Annotated in this window: 8 protein-coding genes; 2 read left to right on the top strand and 6 right to left on the bottom strand. The window is 70.0% G+C overall.

Translation table 11 applies throughout. From position 1 onward, the window contains the following. Nucleotides 1-6: 6 nt before the first annotated feature. The 6 genes from tagF to ACVTJA_RS34875 all read right to left on the bottom strand — a co-directional run bounded on the left by tagF (nt 7) and on the right by ACVTJA_RS34875 (nt 9,788). The gene (gene tagF, locus ACVTJA_RS34900) at nt 7-939 is read right to left on the bottom strand and encodes a type VI secretion system-associated protein TagF (RefSeq protein ID WP_465826150.1); all 933 of its coding nucleotides are present in this window, start codon (nt 937-939) and stop codon (nt 7-9) included. Between the two features lies 1 nt (nt 940). Beyond that, complete coding sequence (tssM, locus tag ACVTJA_RS34895) at nt 941-4,651, bottom strand: type VI secretion system membrane subunit TssM (protein WP_465826149.1); 3,711 nt, start codon at nt 4,649-4,651, stop codon at nt 941-943. After that, nucleotides 4,648-5,361, bottom strand: a complete 714-nt coding sequence (locus tag ACVTJA_RS34890; protein WP_465826147.1) for a DotU family type IV/VI secretion system protein — start codon at nt 5,359-5,361, stop codon at nt 4,648-4,650. Before ACVTJA_RS34890 ends, tssM begins: the two co-directional genes overlap by 4 nt. A gap of 15 nt (nt 5,362-5,376) precedes the next feature. After that, complete coding sequence (gene tssK, locus ACVTJA_RS34885; protein ID WP_465826145.1) at nt 5,377-6,744, bottom strand: type VI secretion system baseplate subunit TssK; 1,368 nt, start codon at nt 6,742-6,744, stop codon at nt 5,377-5,379. After that, entirely contained in the window at nt 6,741-7,343 is a 603-nt protein-coding gene (gene tssJ, locus ACVTJA_RS34880) for a type VI secretion system lipoprotein TssJ (protein WP_465826144.1), read from the bottom strand. The genes tssK and tssJ overlap by 4 nt, the downstream gene beginning before the upstream one ends. A 180-nt stretch (nt 7,344-7,523) precedes the next feature. Continuing rightward, on the bottom strand, nt 7,524-9,788 hold the full coding sequence (locus ACVTJA_RS34875; RefSeq protein WP_465826141.1) for a type VI secretion system Vgr family protein: 2,265 nt from the start codon (nt 9,786-9,788) through the stop codon (nt 7,524-7,526). Nucleotides 9,789-10,033: 245 nt separating this feature from the next. Between ACVTJA_RS34875 and ACVTJA_RS34870 the strand changes: the two genes are divergently transcribed. Beyond that, nucleotides 10,034-11,854, top strand: coding sequence for an OmpA family protein (locus ACVTJA_RS34870; RefSeq protein WP_465826139.1), 1,821 nt, complete (start codon nt 10,034-10,036; stop codon nt 11,852-11,854). A 33-nt stretch (nt 11,855-11,887) separates the two neighbouring features. Further along, entirely contained in the window at nt 11,888-18,121 is a 6,234-nt protein-coding gene (gene agmC, locus ACVTJA_RS34865; RefSeq protein ID WP_465826137.1) for an adventurous gliding motility protein AgmC, read from the top strand. Nucleotides 18,122-18,141 lie beyond the last annotated feature (20 nt).

Genomic DNA, 18,141 nt, shown 5'->3' with positions numbered 1-18,141 from the left:
ACGGGTTCAGGGAGCCAGCGCGCGGAGGAGCTGCTCGAGGGTGGTGGAAGGAGCGTCGATGACCTGGCGCGCGGCGGCCTTGAGGCCCTTGCGCGCGTTGTCGATGGCGGCGGGCCGCTCCGTGCGCAGCGGCCACACCTGGGCGCCCGGACGGCCGGGCTGGGCCAGGGACAGGAAGAGGGCGGGGGTGGCCGCGCCCAGGCTGAGCAGCAGCCGGGGCTTGTCGCCCTGGGACCAGAAGAAGGCCGGGGGCTGGTTCGGCCAGCGGAGCAGGCGCGCGGACAGCTCCAGCCACGCCACCGGGCCCACGCGCGTGGACAGCGGACAGTCCAGCGCCACGCCCGCCGCGGACTGCTCGCGGCCGCGCTCGCCGACGCACGCGGTGAGGAAGGTGTGCAGCGCGTAGTAGCGGCCGCCCTCGGGCGCGCCCTCCACCACGGGGTCCAGCAGGTCGTGGGTGCGGTGCTCCGCCAGCGTCGCGTCGCGCAGCCGCTGCGCCACGTTGAAGTCCCCTGGCCCGGGCAGCGGCAGCACCGCCGCGCGCTCCAGCAGCTGCGGCACCTCCAGCTCGCGCGCGGCGGCCGCCAGCGCCCCGGCGGCGCGGAGGAAGGGCTGGAAGGCCTCCGGCGTCAGCGCGTAGCGCGGAGCCGTGGCCGCCGAGGCCACCTCGGTGAAGACGGCCAGCGGGAACTCCCGCCCGACGCTGTCCTTGCTGGGCGCCATCAGCCCCACCAGCGCCTGCTTCTGGCCCGGCACGGTGAAGACGAAGTTCACCGGCTCGGAGGGCAGGTCCACCCGGGCCCTCCGCGCGCGCTCCACGCCTTCCTCCATCCAGGTGTAGAGCTGGAGGGCGAGCGGCGTGGCGGCGTTGAGCCGGATGAACTCGGCCTGGCGGGGCGTCTTGCCCAACAGGCCGATGCGCTGCGACTGCACCGTCATGTCACCGGACTCCGTCCGCCGCCACGGCCTGCGGGGTGCACCCGCCGCTCTTGCGCGCGATGCCGTTCGGCGGTTGCAGGCCCGGGTCCCGGAAGATGGCCAGCAGCTTCGAGGTGTTGCCACCGCCCAACCCGAAGAACGGGTTGGCGGTGCGCTCGGGACGGAAGTCGATGGAGACCAGCGCTCCGTTCATCTCCTCGATTTCCCACGTGGCCGTGAAGTAGCGGCCGTCCACGCTGGGCTCGATGCGCTTGACGCGCTCCAGGAGCCGGAACAGCCCCCACTCGCCCTCGGCCTCCAGCGTCGTCTCCGTGGAGCCGTCCGCGCTCTGGACGAGGATGCGCGCGCCGAGCTTGCCGGCCTGGCCGGGCCAGATCATCGGCTTCCACACCGTGTCCGGACCGTTGCGGTACACCTCGTCCGTGCCGTCCAGCGTGAAGGTGATGGAGGAGATGGGTGACGCCATCCCGTCCGCGGAGATGCCCGGGCGCAGGCGGACCTGGAAGCGGACCAGCGGGTCCACCGTGTCCCCACCGGGGAAGAGCGTGGTGGCCAGCGCGCCCTGCTTCTCCAAGAAGGTGAGCAGCTCGGGCTTGTAGTAGCTGCTGCTCGACGAGGTGAACTCCCACTTGCGGCCCACGGACACCACGTCCTCCTGGAGCTGCTCCTTCACGAACTTGCGCACCACGCCGCCCTCGGGCCGCAGGAACTCGGCCACCTCGAGCAGCGGCGCATCCTTCTGGGACGTCCGGTCGAACGGGTAGAAGCCCTTGAACGCCTGCTGGTACGGCTGCATCACCTGCTCGCACCACTGCCGGCTCTTGCTTTCCGCCCAGCCCTCGCCCATCACATCGATCAGGTCCTGGAAGGGAGGCAGCAGCAGCCGCTCGAAGATGGCGACATTGTCCGGCTGCTTGCGCACCAGCATCTCCACCTCGCTGCGGGTGGCCTTGATCTTGTTCGTCAGGACACCCGCCTCCGCCGGCTTGTCCTTCACCGCCAGGAGCGTGGTCTGCACGGTGCTGAGGTACTCCTCGTAGGACTCCAGCGCCGTCACAGACTCCTCGCCGTCCGGCGTCTTGAACTTCTCCGTGTAGAAGCGGATGAGCGACGCGAACTCACGCGACACGTCCCGCGCCGTCACCTCCTGCGCTCCGGTCGGCGACCGGGGGTCCAGGTACTCGCGCCTGGGCTCCACGGCCTTCTCGGGCTCGGAGCCGAGCAGCTTCTGGATGGGCTTGGGCAGCTTGCTGGTCAGGGTCTCCGCTGCCGGCGCCTCCCGCCTCTCGAGCTGCAGGTTGAGGGCGAGCGACTGGAAGAGCCGGCCATAGGCCTTGGGCTTGCCGCGCGTCAGGTTGGTCAACAGGAGCTCCATGTCCGTGATGGACTTCGGCGCCTGCACGCTGATGGACATGAGGAAGTCGCGCCACTCCTGGATGTAGGCCTCGAAGTAGAGCGTGCGCAGCTCGCGGCGGGACTCCACCACGTCCACCCGCTCATCGCGGTCCAGAACCCAGGACTCCTGGTTGTTGAAGGCCTTTTCCATCCGCTCGCGGACGGCCTGCTCGTACGCGATGCGCGTGAAGGCGCCCCGCACCCGCTGGGTGGCGGTCATCTGGGGCACGGCGCCCACCAGTTGCTCCAGCGTCACGTCCTGGAACTCGTTGCTCACGTTGGCCACGAGCTGCGCCAGCTCCAGGCGCACCAGCGGCACGTTGTTCAGCGAGCGCCGCGCCGCGAGCACGACGCCATTCTCGCGGGAGAAGGCGATGCGCTCGGCGCGCGCGGGCTTCTGCTCCTCCGGCAGCATCTGCTCGTTGGCGAGCATGCGCAGGTACGTGGCCGCGTGGTTGGCCACCGCCCGCTCGTCCACCGCGCCACCCCGCACCCGCTTCCAGTGGCTGACAATCTGTTGCACCAGCCACTCCTGCTGAAGCTTGTCCAGCTCCGGCTCGCGCGGATCCCTGGGCGTCGTCACCAGCAGGTACATCTTCAGGTCATCGAAATACTGCCGGTACGCGTCGAAGTTCTTGTTGAAGTCGGCTTCGCTGCGGACGGTGATGAGGTCCGGGTTCTTCCCGAACGTCTCCAGCCGCTGCTGGATGAGCTCGAACTGCTTGCCCAGCAGCACCCGGCGCAGGGCGGCGTTGTAGAACTGGCGCGCCTGCGGCAGCAGCTTGTCACCCTGGTAGAGGCCGAAGCGCATGAACAGGGGCGCGCCGCCCTCCTCGTACTCGGTCAATTCCTGCAGCCGGTTGCGCAGCGGAGTCAGGTCCTCCACGCGGCGGATGTCCGCGCCATCGCGCGTGTCCAGGCTCACGTCGGTGATGGCCTTGGTGACGGCCTGGGCCATGGACCGGTTCTGGAAGAAGGACACCGTGGGCAGCGACAGCAGGAGCGCGGTGGCCGCCATGGCGATGCTGGCCAGCACCATGCGCTGGCGGCGCACCCTCGCTTCTTCAAGCGAGCTGCGCACCGCCATCTGCTGGTCCTGGAACATCACCTTGGTGAAGACGTCCCAGAGGAAGTAGCTGCGCCCTTCCGTGGCGCCGTCCGTCTGCGGCCGGCCGTTGGTGGAGCCGAACAGCTCGGCGGCGGACGGGGCCACCTTGTCCACCGCGCGCACGTCCTGCGTGCCGCTGTTGAAGTACAGGCCGCGGAAGACGGGCGTGTCCTGGAAGACGTTCTCCAGGAAGAGCGGCTGGAGGAACTCGGAGAGGTTCTTCCGGAGCGCGTCGAACTTCTGCGGGAAGCCGTAGATGTTCTCGCGCGTCTCCAGCCGGCGCTCCTGGCCCAGCCGGCGCAGGCTGCGCTGCTCCAGCACGGAGAGCATCTCGTCGAAGCGCTCGCGGAACAGGTCCGTGCTCGCCTCGCGCTGCTGCTCCACCGGCACCGTGAAGCCCCAGATCTGCCCGCGCTCCACGCGCGACAAATCCGAGAACATCTCCACGAACCCGGGCAGCAGGTCGCACTTGGTAATCATCACATACACCGGCACCAGCATCTTCAGCCGGGTGGTGATTTCATCCAGGCGCTCGCGGATGGTCTGCCCCATCTCGCCCACGGCCTGCGGGTCCGCGTTCATCAGCTCGCTGACGCTGATGGCCACGATGAGGCCGTTGATGGGACGGCTGGGGCGGTGCTTGGCCACCGTGTCGAGGAAGGCCAGCCACTCCGGCCTGTCTTCTTCCGCGCTGGTGTAGCGGCCCGCCGTGTCGAGGATGACGGCCTCGTTGGTGAGCCACCAGTCGCAGTTGCGCGTGCCGCCCACGCCGCGCACGCCGCCGCGCGCGGAGAGGTAGGGGAACTTGAGGCCCGAGTTGCGCAGCGCCGTGCTCTTGCCCGCGCCCGGGGGACCGACGATGAGGTACCAGGGCAGCACGGCCAGCGCGTCCTTGCCGCCGCGCGCCAGCTTGGACATCTTGAGCGCGTCCACCGCCTTGGAGAACTCGGCCTGCATGGCCTTGATTTCGGGCTGGAGGTCCGGCCGCACCGTGGCCGCCTGCTCCTCCGCCTGCGTCGCCAGCGCGCCCTCCAGCTTCTTCGCCGCGCGGCGCGCGAGGATGCGCTTCACCAGCCACACCACGCCCATGGCGAGCAGGCCCGCCAGCGCGCCGATGATGGCCGCCTCCGCCGGCGTGAAGCCGAGCATGCTGAGAATGGCGAAGGTGGGGGCGCCAATGCCCAACAGTGGCAGCAGGTACGCCATCATGGCGCGTCCTCCGAGGCCATGGCGTTGCTGGCCGTGTTCTTGGCTGCGTGGACCTCGATGCGGCTCTTCAGCTCGCCCACCGTGTCATTGAGGAAGAACTGCAGCACCCCGTAGAAGAGCACCGCCACCGCCAGCGCGCTGGCGGAGATGCCCAGGATGGAGGCCTTCTTCCGCTTGGACAGGAGCGACTCCGTGGGGCGCTCGCCGTGGGGCGACAGCACGTCGAAGTCGAAGGGACGCGCGCGCTCCAAATCCTTCTGCACGGTGTCGATGAGCGTCATCAGCTCCAGCTCGCCGCCGCGGATGCGGTAGCGGCCCTGGAAGCCGAAGAGCATGCACAGGTAATACACCTGCAGGACTTCCGCGCGGTGCGGGTCCTTGCGCACGTTGTTGAGGCGGTTGAAGAAGCCGTCACCGGCCACCGTCTCGTTGAAGTAGTGGAGCTGCAGCGGGTTGGAGCTCCAGAACTGGCGGTACTCCTCCGGCCGGCCGAGCACCATCTCGTCGATGAGCGCCACCATCGCGTACGCCATGTCCTGTGCGTCCTGATGGCTGAAGCCCAGCACCGCGGCGCGCCGCAGCATCTCGTCCACCACGCCGCGCAGGCGGTGGTGGAGGGTCTCGGGCGGAGGAATGGCCGCCGCATCCGAGCCGCGCAATTGAATGGCGGCGTCGAAACAGTCCTTCGTGGCTTCAGTGACTCGGTCCATGGGCAGGGCAGGGCGTCAGCGATTGGCGGTGGGCACCGCGAGCAGCTCCACGGTGGTACGGGTCGCATCGAAGGGCTGCGGCAGGTAGAGGGCGAGGTTCCTGTCTCGCATCACGTTCTTCCAGTAGCCGTCGTTCATGCTGAGGCTGAAGTAGACGGTGCCCGGCTGCACCGGCACTTCCGGCGGCGGGCGGTACGTCACCGACAGCGGCACGCCCGGCGCGGCGGCCTGGAGCAGCGCGCGGATGTCGTCCCACGCGGCCACCTTGGACAGACGCGGCAGCTGCTCGGCCACCGTGCGCTCCGGCAGCTCGCTGCGCACCGCGAGGAGGAACTGGCCGCAGCGCTCCAGCCGCTCGTCCTCCAGCCGCCCGCGGAACATGCCGTCCGCGCCCACCGACAGGTCCACCGTCAGGCACTGCTCCAGCGCCACCGAGCGCATCAGCTCGCTGATGCGGCGGAACAGCTCCTCGAAGGTGGCCCGCAGGTTGGTGAACTGGAAGGACGGCAGCGTGGACGGGTCCGCGCTCGCGGAGAAGGTGCACAGCTGCCCCGCCGTCTGCAGGAGCGTGAGGTACACGTCGCGAGGCGGCAGGTTGCCCGCGTCCAGCGCGTGCTGGAGGTAGGGGATGGTGCCGTTGAGCGCGTTGAGCTCCAGGAAGAGCGTCACGTCGCCCGCGGTGAACTCCAGCGCGGACGCGTCGCGGTGGCGGCGGCGCGAGGCGAGCTGCCGCTGCTTGGACACCATCAGCCGCAGGAGCGTGCGCAGCTCGTTCATGATGTACAGCGACGCGTCCACCCGCAGGCACGGGGGGATGTAGCTCTCCACCAGCGTCAGGTTGCCCGAGCGGTCGCGCTGCAGCTCGCACAGCTTGATGGCGTCGAAGTCGTCGCGCGGCTCGGTGCCGAACAACAGGCGCACGTTGCGCTGGCCGAAGGCCACCTGGGAGATGGACGTGGACGCCGTCAAATCACTGATGGGGCGCGCGGACGGCGTGTAGCGCGGGCTGCCGCCGAGCCGCTCTCCGCTGCCGTAGCTCTCCACGCCGCTGCGCTCGCGCGGCACGCCCAGGTACACGTCCAGGGTGCGCTGGGCCGGAGGGAAGTAGCCCTCCGCGGGGCGCGCGGGCGGGGCCTCGGCGTCACCGGACTCGAAGGCCACCGGCAGTCCGTCCGGGAGCACGCCCATGAAGCGAGAGAGCTGGACGGTGCCGGCGCGCAGCGCCTCCATGTCCACCTCCATGGACACCACGCCCCACGGGTACGGCTCCAGCGCCGCCAGGCGCAGGTCCAGGAGCTGCTCGTGGTAGAGGTCCTGCTGCTGGAGGTGGTGGGGGCTCATGAACATGCCCTCCGACCACACGACTCGCTGCACGGACTTCATACGCCTCTCCGCGGCGACGCGCTGTCGCCCGCTTGGGGTTGGGTTTCCGGAGCCCACGTGGGCGCCCACGTGGGCGCCTGGGTGACGGGCCGGAGCATCAGGTCAATCTGGTAGCCCTGGAGCCGGTAGCGGAACACCTCGTCCTCCGGCTTGGGCTCACCCTGGTCACCGGCGGGGCGCTCCACGCACTGGGACTCCACCACCGGCGGCAGCACCGCGACGGTGCGCCACGAGGAGCCCAATGGCTGGCGGAAGTGCCCCATGGCCAGCACGAAGCGCGCCTTCGGGTCTCTCTGCACCCAGCGCTTCACCTGCCGGCCCGGCGGCACCACCACCTCCGCCACCTGCAGCAGGTCCTCCTTGAGGAGCTCCTCGGGCTTGCCCCACAGGTCCTTGAAGCCCGCGCGCTCCAGCCGGACGCTGTCCTTGAGCTGGACAATCTGCACCACCGTGGGCAACGAGCGGCCGCGCGCGTCCGGGTTGAGCTGCTCCGACGCGTCCACCACGACTTGGAAGGGAGGCGGCGTTTCACACGCCTGGGGAATGCGCTTCGCACAGCCCGCACTCCCGCCCAGGACGAGCGCGAGCGCGGCGACCACACCCCACCGATGACACCGGACGGCCATCCCCCCCGTACCGGCGCCAGTGTGTCTTTGCGCCAACATCCAGTTTCCTTGGAAAGAGCGCCCGTAACGCCGAGCGGTTACGTGCAAAGCGTAAACTGCCAGACAGGATGGACTGGTTTCAAGCCGCCCTCCGCCCCGCCTGCCTGGTTGGTCTTAATTTTCCGAAATCTTCGAGCCCTTGATGATGACGTCACCGCTGGCGGTGACCTCAATCTTGGCGCCCTTGATGACGACGTCGCCGTTCTTCTTCACCTGCAGGGTGGCGGAGCCGACCTTGAGAGTGAATTGCTCCTGGGCCACCAGGGAGATTTCCTTGGCGGAGAGGGTATAGGCGTCCTTGGTGGCGTGGTTCATCTTGCCACTGACGGAGACGAGCAGGTCCTTCTCCACCTTGAGGCTGCGGGACTTGCCGACCTCCTCGGAGAGGTCTCCGCCGACCTGCATCGAGCGCGAGCCCTTCACCGTCTCGGACTTCTTGGCGCCCACCACCTCCACCTTGGCGCCGCCGACCTGCTCGGACTTGAGGCCGCCGACGAGCTCGTTGAAGGCGGCGCCCACGGTGACGGCGAGCGCGCCGCCCACGTTGAGCATCTTCCCGAGCGCCACCGTCTCCGCGGAGGCCATGGCCACGGTGAGGGATTGGTTGCCGCTGACGCTGATGGACTGGTCTCCCGCCACGGCCTCGGTGTGGTTGCCGCCCACGGTGGTGGCGCGGTTGCCGGTGACGGCGAGCGTCTGGTTGCCGGTGACGGTGCTGTCGTCGTTCTTCTTCACCGTGAGGGCCTGGTTGCCCTCGATGACGCGGCTGCGGTCCTTCTTCACGAGCAGCGTCTCGTTGCCGCGGACCTCCTGCGTCTTGTCGTTCTCGACGATGATGTTGAAGTCCTTCTGCGCGTGCAGGTAGACGAGCTCGGAGCCGGCGGCGTCCTCGAAGCGCAGCTCGTTGGAGCCGTCTCCGCCGGGACTGGAGCTGGAGCGCAGGGTGCTCTGCGTCTTGCTGCCGGGCAGGTCGATGGGCGTGGGGTTCTGCCCGTTGTAGACGCTGCCGGTGACGATGGGCCGGTCCGGGTCTCCCTCGAGGAACTCCACCACCACTTCATGACCGATGCGCGGCAGGTACAGCGCGCCCCAGCCCGGGCCCGCCCAGGCCTGGCTGACGCGAATCCAGCAGGAGCTCTTGTCGTTCTGCTTGCCCTCGCGGTCCCAGTGGAACTGGACCTTGATGCGGCCGTGCTCGTCGGTGTGGATTTCCTCGCCCGCGGGGCCCACCACGATGGCCGTCTGCGCGCCGGGAATCACCGGGCGCGGCGTCACGCGGGGCGGGCGGAAGGGGACTTCCGCGGGCTGGCAGAGGAACTCGTTGCGGTAGCCCTCGCGGTTGCGCAGCGAGCCCTGCTCGATGCTGAGCGCCTCCGACTGGTGGCCCACGTGCCGCACCGACACCGGCAGGTACTTGCGGTTGAGGGCCTCGTCCGGGTGCTCGGCGATTTCGAAGGAGTGGCCCACGCAGATGCGGCGGCTGTAGCTGGCGCCCGTCACCGTCTCCGTCCGCGCGCGCAATTCCTCCAGGCGCACCTTGGCGAGGTTGCGGCCGGTGCCCGAGTCCTCGTAGCGGCCGGGGTAGTCGTAGATTTCGAGCGCCGTCTCGCCGCCCTCGGCCTCGGACGAAGTCTCGAGGTCCTGCGCGGGGCGCAGGAAGTTGTAGTCGCGCATCGCCACCGCGCCGGGCTGCACCTCGGTGCGCGCCACCAGCTCGTGCACGTACTCGGCGGAGGCCACCATGTGGGTGCGCTCGCGGAAGAGGAGCTTCGAGTCCCCCTGCATGGCGGGGTTGGCGGAGTCGCCGTCGCCCAGCACCATCATGTGGGCGTCCTCGCCGTGCTCGAAGAAGTAGAAGATGCCCTCCTCCTCCAGGAGGCGCGAGACGAAGTCCAGGTCGGACTCGCGGTACTGCACGCAGTAGTCGCGCTTGGGGTAGGTGCCGTTGAGGGCGAGCCGGTGCTCCACCTTCGCCTCGTCCAGGACCTTGTGGACGATTTGCGGGACGGTCATCTCCTGGAAGATGCGGCTCTTGCGGCGGTGGCGGAGCGTCCAGAGGCGGGGCACCACGGTGGCGCGGTAGCGGCGGCGCTCGGGGCCGCTGCCCTCGTCCCAGCGGGCCATGCGAGAGACGACGCCGTGGAAGAAGCGAGCGGTGCCGTCACCCAGCATGATGGTGAGGCGCGCGTCCTTGCCCAGCAGGGACTTCTCCTCCACCTCCACGTCTGGCTTCGCCGCGAGTGAGACCTCCACCGAGTACGGCTGTGACAGCGTTTCCTCGGCCTCGAAGCCAAGCACCGCCAGCTCACCCGCGGTGAAGGGGCCTGCCTGGAACTCGAACTCGGCCTGATTGGCGAGCAAGGCGGCGTTCGCGATCATCTTGGAGTCCCCCAGCGCGTGTCCCCGCGAGAAGGGCGGGGCCGTGAGTGGTGCAGCAGCATGCCACGAATTGCCCTATCAAGGAGCCCTGACACGAAATTTTCATTGGCGCGGAATTGCAGGCGGCCGGATTCGAAGGGGGCCATCCGGCTGAAGTCTGGTTTCGGTGTAGAGTGGAAAAGGGGGGCCGGCTTGAAACCGTGGGTAGCTCCGGGGTACCCAGACGGCTTCCACCCGGGAGAACCATGAGAAGAAGAGAGCTCCTGCATCGCGGGCTCGCGCTTGCCCTGGCGCTGACGTCCACGGCGGCCGTGTCGCAGACGGTGCTTCCGAACTTCGAGCTGGAGCGGTTGGAGCTCAACCCCGGCGCGGAGGGCTCCCTGGTGGTGGGCATGGGCGAGCTGCTGCCTGCCGGCGACTACCGTGTGTCATTGGTGGCCGCCTACGCGCACAGCCCGCTGCTGCTGGACCTGGACGGCGAGGCCTTCACCATCGTCGGTGGACGGGCCAGCACCCACGCGGCGGTGGCGTACGCGCCCACGGACTGGCTGCAGGTGATGCTGCAGGTGCCCATGGTGTTCCAGACCACGGGGGACCTGGGGGACACGGGGTACGTGGCGCCTTCGTCGTTCGGCCTGGGCACGCCCACGGCGGCGGCGCGGGTGGGGCTGTTCACCCAGGATGACAAGGGCGGCCTGGACCTGGCGCTGGAGCTGGGGGCGGGGTTGCCGGTGGGCAGCGCGTCGGTGCTGGCGCGCGACAACGGCGTGCTGCGGCTGGCGCCCAAGCTGATGGTGGGGCGGCACTTCGGCTTCATCCGCGCGGGCCTGGAGGTGGGCTTCATGCGGCGGCTGCGGCAGCGCATCACCCAGGTGGCCGCCGTCGCGCAGGACCAGATTGGCAACGAGCTCCGGGTGGGAGCGGCCATCGCCACCACGGGCCGGCGGCTGCGCTGGGAGATGAACGTGCGGGGCATGATTCCGCTGACGGACCAGCCGGGCTCGGCGGAGCTGCTGCCGGGCTTCCGCTACCTCGTGAATCCGTCCCTGGAGATGTTCGCGCTGGCGGGCGTGGGGGTGGGCTCGGCGCCGGGCACGCCGCTGTTCCGGATGATGGTGGGCGGGGCCTTCGGAGACGCGACGCCGCGGCGCGGGCCGGGTGAGTCCTCCGTCAACTGTGAGCCGGGATTGCCGCACACGCTGGAAGAGTGCCCGGACATGGACGAGGACCACGACAACGTGCGCAACGCCGAGGACAAGTGCCCGGATAAGCCGGGCGATGTGGCGCGCAGGGGCTGCCCCGCCGAGGACACGGACAAGGACGGCCTGGAGAACTTCCTGGACGCGTGCCCCTACGAGACGGGTCTGGCGGCGAACCAGGGCTGCCCGCTGGCCGACGCTGACAAGGACGAGACGCCGGACGAGACGGACGCCTGCCCAGACAAGCCGGGCCCCGCGGACAACCGGGGCTGCCCGGTGACGGACACGGACAAGGACGGCATCGAGAACGACAGCGACGAGTGCCCGAACGAGGCCGGCCCGGCCGAGCGCAAGGGCTGCCCGGAGTCGGACACGGACAAGGACGGCGTGCCCAACCGCGTGGACGTCTGCGCGGCCGAGCCGGGTGTCGTGGAGCGCAATGGCTGCCCCGGACACGTGTCTCCGCTGGTGGAGATCAAGCCCGGCAGGCTGGAGCTGGTGGGCAAGGTCTACTTCTATCCCGAGCAGACCCGTGTCGACCTGACCCGTTGCCGCGACCTGCTGGAGTGGGTGGCGCGCGTCATCAAGGAGCACCCGGTGGAGATGCCGCTCGTCGTGGTGGGCGCGCACACGGACAACCGGGCGCTGCAGGACGCCAGCCGCCGGTTGACGCAGGCCCGCGCGGAGGCGGTGCGCCAGTACCTCATCAGCCTGGGCGTGCCCGCCGAGCGGCTGCAGGCGGCGGGCTACGGCCAGGAGCGCCCCATCGACACCAACCTGACGTCCATCGGCCGTGAGAACAACCGCCGCGTGGAATTCATCATCGTGGACCTCGAGCAGCAGAAGGCCGCGAGCCCCCGGCAGTAGCCGGGGCCCCGGTCCAGGAGATCAGGACGGAATATGAGAGCCTCGATTGCGAAGGCGCTGCTGCTCGGTGGCGTGTTGCTGGCCTCGGCGGCCATGGCCGGACAGGACGAGTTCGGGCTGGGGGATGGCGGCAGCGGCGATTTGACGGTGACCACCGGCACGACCACCGTCAACACCTACGCGAAGGTGACCGGGTTCGACGAGAGCGACGCCGGGACGACCATCGTGGAGGTGGATCCGGTCGGCGGTATCGGCACCCTGTTCGCTCAGAACAACGTGGTGATGGTCATCCAGATGGGGGATGTCACCCCGGGCTCGGGGACCATGGACGACATCGCGCTGGGCGCCTCTGGCTCGGGTATTGGCCAGTGGGAGTTGGCCCAGGTCGTGTCGGTGAACACCGGAAGCCCCAAGTCGCTGACCCTGGACCGAAAGCTCTCCGGAACCTACGTCGCGGAGTACACGCAGGTCGTCAAGGTGCCGCAGTACAACACCATCTCCGTCACCGGCGGCGCCCTGACCGCCATGGCCTGGGACCCCGCGAACCGGATTGGCGGCGTGCTGGCGTTCCTCGCCAAACAGGGCGTTTCCGTCTCGGGAAGCGGGCGCATCCACGTGGATGGGATGGGCTTCAGGGGCGGTGCAGGAAAGCTCGGCAACGGCCTGCTGGCCTGCAATAGCTCGTCGTCTCCGGGATCCGCGAGTACGGCTTCCAAGGGCGAGGGGGTGTACTTCAACGCGGTGGGAGAGGGCCTGGACAATCTCGCCAACGGCGCGGGAGGCGGTGTCTGCCAGCACTCCGGCGGTGGCGGCGGCGGCAACGGTGGCGTGGGCGGCCTCGGTGGGACTTCCAGTGTCGCGGATGGCTCGCGGCCAGTGGGCGGGAAGGGCGGGGCCAAGCTCACCACCGCGCTGTTGTCGGACCGCCTGACGCTGGGTGGCGGTGGCGGAAGCGGGCATGGCAATGCCACGGTCAACGGTGGCGCGGGCGGAGCGGGCGGCGGCATCCTCTTCATTCGGGCCGCCTCGCTGAACGCCGCCACGGCGTCCATCTCCGCGTCCGGCGTGAATGGCGCCACCACCACGGTGGGCGCGGGTGGTGGCGGCGCGGGCGGGACGCTGCACATCCGCCTGGGGGGGGCAGCCACCTGCGGCTCGCTCTCCGCGACGGGTGGCACGGGAGGAAACAACACCTCCTCCCCCACAATCCTGGCTCCGGGCGGTGGCGGCGGCGGCGGGCGCGTGTTCTTCCAGGCCGAGAGCTCCACCTGCAACCCGACGGCGTTCGGCGGGCTCGGAGGTACCGCGAGCAATGGAACGCAGTTCGGCGCGACGCCCGCGGCCGCGAACCTCAGCCAACACTCCGGCCCGGTCGTGGTGCTGCCGCAGAAGTACGAGCGGCCCGCTTCGCCAACGGTGACGAGCCCGGCGGCCAATGCCTCCACCCAGGACTCGCGGCCCACTCTCTCCGGTGTCGCGCAGCCCAACTCCGAGGTGTGGCTCTATGTCGACAGCCGCCCTGTGGAGACGGTGACCGCGAACGGCAGTGGCCAGTTCAGCAAGCTGCTCGACCTGCCGGCGCTGGGGGCGGGCCCGCACCAGGTCCAGGCCGCCGCCGTCTACCTGGGCGCCGTTAGCGACAAGAGCGCCGCGCAGACCTTCACGGTGGACGCTACGCCGCCCGTGCTGACGCTGACCCCCACTGCCCCCGTCCGGTCGACCACGGCGAGCTTCACGTTCAGCGCGTCGGAAACGGGGGTGACGTTCCAGTGCAGGCTGGAACCCGATGCGTACCAGCCGTGCACCAGCCCCTGGGTCATCACGGTGGGGCAGGGCGCCCACACGGTCCGGGTGAAGGCAGTGGACGCCTCCCTGCGGGAGGATGAGGAGAGCTACGCGTGGACGGTGGACTCACTCGCGCCCAATGCCCCGGTGATTTCCCAGCCCGCTCAGGGTGGCCCGCCGGTGAAGGTGACGTCGTCGCTCCCGCTCACCCTCACCGGCACGGCGGAGGCCGGCGCCACCATCTCCATCTATCTCGACAACAGCGCGGGCCCCGTGGCCCCCACCGTCACCGCGACCGGCGGCAACTGGACGTGGAGTCCCACCAACGCCGCGCTGGCGACGCAGGGGCCGCACGTGGTGGTGGCCGTCGCGACGGACAGCGCCGGCAACCCCAGCCCTCCTTCCCAGGTGCGCGCGTTCACCATCGACACGACGCCGCCCGCCGCTCCCACAGTATCCAGCCCCCGGCCCAACGCCTTGCTGAAGACCGCTGACTTCACCGTCACGGGCTCCGCCGAGGCGGGCAGCGACGTGACGGTCTCCGTGCGCCTGGGAACCGCGACGGGGAGTCAGGTCACCTCCGGCACGGGGCACGTGGATACAGCCGGGCTCTGGAGCGTGGCCATCGACATGGATGGCAACACGCCCTCCAGCATTGCTGACGGCGCGTACTGGCTCGTCGTCTCCGTCACCGACACGGCCGGCTTCCCGAATGACCCGCCCGACACCACCGTGCCCTTCACGCTGGACCGCGTGGGGCCGACAGTCGTGTTCCCCATCAACCCCGGCGCACGCACCCGCTCGCAGACCGCGGTGTTCGGGTTCGACACGAATCCCACGGAACCGGTGACGGGCTACAGGTGCAATCTGGATGCAGCAGGCTTCGCCCCCTGCACCAGCCCGTACATCATCACGGTGGGCCCGAACTCGCACACGCTCCAGGTCCGCGCCACGGACGTGGCGGGGAACGAAGGCGCGGCGGCCTCCTTCACATGGTTCGTGGACACGACGGCCCCCGGCGCGCCCTCGGTGACGTTCCCTTCCCAGGGCGGGCCTCCGGTCACCACGCTGCGGCCGACCTTCACGGGAACGGCGGAGGCGAACAGCACCGTCACCTTGTACGTGGACGGCGTGCCGCTGGTGACCAGCCCCGCGGTGACGACGGCGAATGGCTCCAATGCGTGGTCCGCGACACCGGCGGCGGACCTGACCTCGGGGTTCCACATCCTCACCGCGACGGCCACGGATGACGTGGGCAACGTGGGGCCCTTCTCGACCGGGCGGTCCTTCCTCGTGGATGAGACCGGGCCGGCGGCGCCGCAGTTCACCTCGCCCACGGAGGCCGCGCCCGTCTACATCACCACGCCCACCCTGCGCGGCACGGCAGAGTCGGGCGCCGCCGTCGCCGTCTCCATCGATGGCATCGGCGTGGGGAGCACGACAGCCAATGCCGCCGGGGAGTGGGCTGTGACTGTCACCCTGGCCCAGGCCCTTGGACAGGGCTCTCACTCGGCCACGGCCACGGCCACGGATGCCGCCAACCGCACCAGCGCGCCCACGAATCCGGCGCGCACGTTCGTGGTGGACACGGTGGCGCCGGTGGCACCGACGCTGTCGGGGCCGGCAACGCTCGTCAACACCGGCACGCCCACGGTGTCCGGCACGGCCGAGGCCAACAGCCGGGTGAACGTGTTCATCGACGGGGCCCTGGTGGGCACCACCACCGCGGGCGCGGGGGCGGGGAACTGGAGCTTCCCGCTGCCCGTCGCCCTCCAGGATGGCCTCCACACGGCCCAGGCCTCCGCTACCGACGCGGGCGGCTTCGAGGGCCCGCAGAGCGCGGGGCGCGGCTTCACGGTGGACACCACCGCCCCGGCCGTTCCCACGCTGACGGTGCCCGCGGCCAATGCCTCGCTCCCCACGACGCAGCCGGCCTTCGGGGGCAGGGCGGAGCCGGGCGCCACCGTGCAGGTGCGCGTGGATGGCAACCTGGTGGGCACGGCGACGGCGCTGGGGTCGGGCGACTGGAGCCTGCCCCAGTCCTCCGTCCTCACCGAGGCGAGCCACACCGCGACGGCGACGGCCGTGGACCCGGCGGGCAACCCCAGCCAGGCCTCCACGGGAGTGCCGTTCCGCGTGGACCTCACCGCGCCCGGCACGCCGGTCATCTCCGCGCCCGGTGAAGGGGACTTCGTGGCCTCCGGGTCGCCCACGGTGTCGGGCACGGCGGAGGCGGGCAGCACGGTGACCCTCATCGTGGACACCATCGACCGGGGCTCGGTCACCGCGAACGGAGCTGGCGCCTGGAGCATGGCGGTGCCGGTGACGCTCGCGGATGGCGCCCACGCCCTCCGGGTCCGGGCCGCGGACGCGGCGGGCAACACGAACGCGGGCTCCATCTCCGCCATTCGCAACATCACCGTCGACTCGGCGGCGCCCGACACGCGCATCGTGGAGGGGCCGGACCTGGTGGACGTGTCCACCACCGCCCGGTTCGTGGTGCGCGCGCTGAACACGAGCGACCAGACCACGGACGCCAACACGCTGGCCTTCGACTGCAGCCGTGACGGCGGCGCCTTCGCGGCGTGCGCGTTGGTGACGCCCAACACCGACCCGGCGCGGCCGGGCACGTACGTGGTGACGCTCAGCAACTTCGACATCGGGCAGGACCATCAGGTGCTGATTCGCGCGAGAGACCGCGCGGGCAACACGGACGCGACGCCCGCCACCTATAGCTGGCGCGTGGTCGAGGGCCGGCTGACCGTCAGCATCAAGTTCGGTCCCAAGGACCCCACCAACATCACGACGGCGGACTTCATCTTCGAGTCCGAGCGGCCCCGCGCCGGCTACACCGGCACGCTGGACGGGACGCCTTTCACGGTGGCGAGCGGTGGCAACAGTATCTCGTTCCCCAATCTGGCGGACGGCCAGCACACGCTGGTGGTCCAGGCCGTGAATCCGGACACGGGCGAGGTCTCCACGCAGAGCGCCCAGCACGTGTGGACGGTGGACACGGGGGCGCCAGCGCTCCCCGGCATCGACGTGCCGGGGGTGGGCCAGCGGCTCGGCACGCCGACACCGACCTTCAGCGGCACGGGTGAGCCCGGAGGCACGGTGGAGATCTTCATCAACAACGAGTCCTTCGGGAAGAAGCTCGTCAACAGCGAGGGCAAGTGGTCCATCGTGCTGACCACGGGCCTCATCGAGGACCAGTACACGTTCACGGCGAGCATCACGGACAAGGCCGGCACGCCCAGCGCCGCCACCCCGGCGCGCACGTTCTTCATCGACTTCACGCGCCCCATCGTGACGGCAGAGTCCGCGCCTCCTCCCGGGACGAACCAGCCCACGGCGAGTTTCCGCTTCACGACATCCGAGCCGGTCAGCGGCTACGTGTGCACGCTCGACAACATGGTGCTCTCCACGTGCGCGACCAGCGCCGACCCGACGGTGTCCTTCCCCGTGAGCGAGGGGCCGCACACGCTCGTCGTGACGGCGACGGACCTCGCGGGCAACCCCAATAACCCGCCCTTCACCCACTCGTGGCGCATGGACCGGACGCCGCCGACGGTCACCATCACCACGAAGCCGGCCGAGCAGTCCGGGAGCCGCGAGGCCGTCTTCGGGTTCGAGTCGCCCGAGGCGCCGGTGACCTTCCTGTGCTCGGTGGACGGCTCGGCCTTCAGCGAGAACGGCTGCCCAGTGCCGGGCCAGGAACTGAGCAACCTGTTGGATGGACAGCACGTCATCCAGGTCCAGGCGAGGGACCTCGCGGGGAACACGACGCTGCAGCCCGCGGAGTACCGCTGGTTCGTGGACACGGAGGCTCCGGCAGCGCCCGCGCTGGAGGAGCCGACGGGGGCGCGCCCGGTGGGCGAGCGCAAGCCGACCTTCAAGGGAACGGCCGAGGCAAACTCCACCGTGTTCGTGCAGGTGGATGGCGTGACGGTGGCCAGCCGCTTCGTCAGCGACCCCCTGGGCCGCTGGGACGTGCCCTCGGAGGCGGAGCTCACGGAAGGCTCCCACACGGTGCGCCTCGTCGCGAGGGACCGGGCGGGCAACGAGAGCGTGCTGTCGGAACCGGTGGATTTCCGCCTGGACGTGACGGGGCCGGACACCGAAATCACGTCCGGGCCGGAGAAGCGCATGCGCAGCGTCTCGGCCTCCTTCACCTTCGCCTCGGAAGAGGGGGCGCGGTTCGAGTGCAGCCTGGACCGGGGGGCCTTCGAGTCCTGCCCCGTGGACGGCACGTTCACCGGGCTGGAGGAGGGAGGGCACTCGCTCGAGGTCCGGGCGTTCGACGTGGCGGGCAACCGCGACCCGAGCCCCGCGACCTTCTCCTGGCGCGTGTACCTGGGCAACGACATCCGCACCCGCGGCGGCGGCCTGAGCTGCGCGTCGGCGGATGGGGGCGGGGCTCCGCTGGCGCTGCTCGGATTGGGAGGGCTGGTGCTGCTGGGCGCGCGCCGGCGCCGGAGGTAGCCCGGGGCGGGGCGTCCTGG

Source organism: Pyxidicoccus sp. M6, assembly GCF_055568925.1.
This window is presented reverse-complemented; position numbering and strand designations above follow the sequence as displayed.

What these genes read in the sequence shown, in the direction of transcription:
- tagF (WP_465826150.1), bottom strand. Translation starts at nt 939, where the DNA reads ATGACGGTGCAGTCGCAGCGCATCGGCCTGTTGGGCAAGACGCCCCGC.
- tssM (WP_465826149.1), bottom strand. Translation starts at nt 4,651, where the DNA reads ATGATGGCGTACCTGCTGCCACTGTTGGGCATTGGCGCCCCCACCTTC.
- ACVTJA_RS34890 (WP_465826147.1), bottom strand. Translation starts at nt 5,361, where the DNA reads ATGGACCGAGTCACTGAAGCCACGAAGGACTGTTTCGACGCCGCCATT.
- tssK (WP_465826145.1), bottom strand. Translation starts at nt 6,744, where the DNA reads ATGAAGTCCGTGCAGCGAGTCGTGTGGTCGGAGGGCATGTTCATGAGC.
- ACVTJA_RS34875 (WP_465826141.1), bottom strand. Translation starts at nt 9,788, where the DNA reads ATGATCGCGAACGCCGCCTTGCTCGCCAATCAGGCCGAGTTCGAGTTC.
- ACVTJA_RS34870 (WP_465826139.1), top strand. Translation starts at nt 10,034, where the DNA reads ATGAGAAGAAGAGAGCTCCTGCATCGCGGGCTCGCGCTTGCCCTGGCG.
- agmC (WP_465826137.1), top strand. Translation starts at nt 11,888, where the DNA reads ATGAGAGCCTCGATTGCGAAGGCGCTGCTGCTCGGTGGCGTGTTGCTG.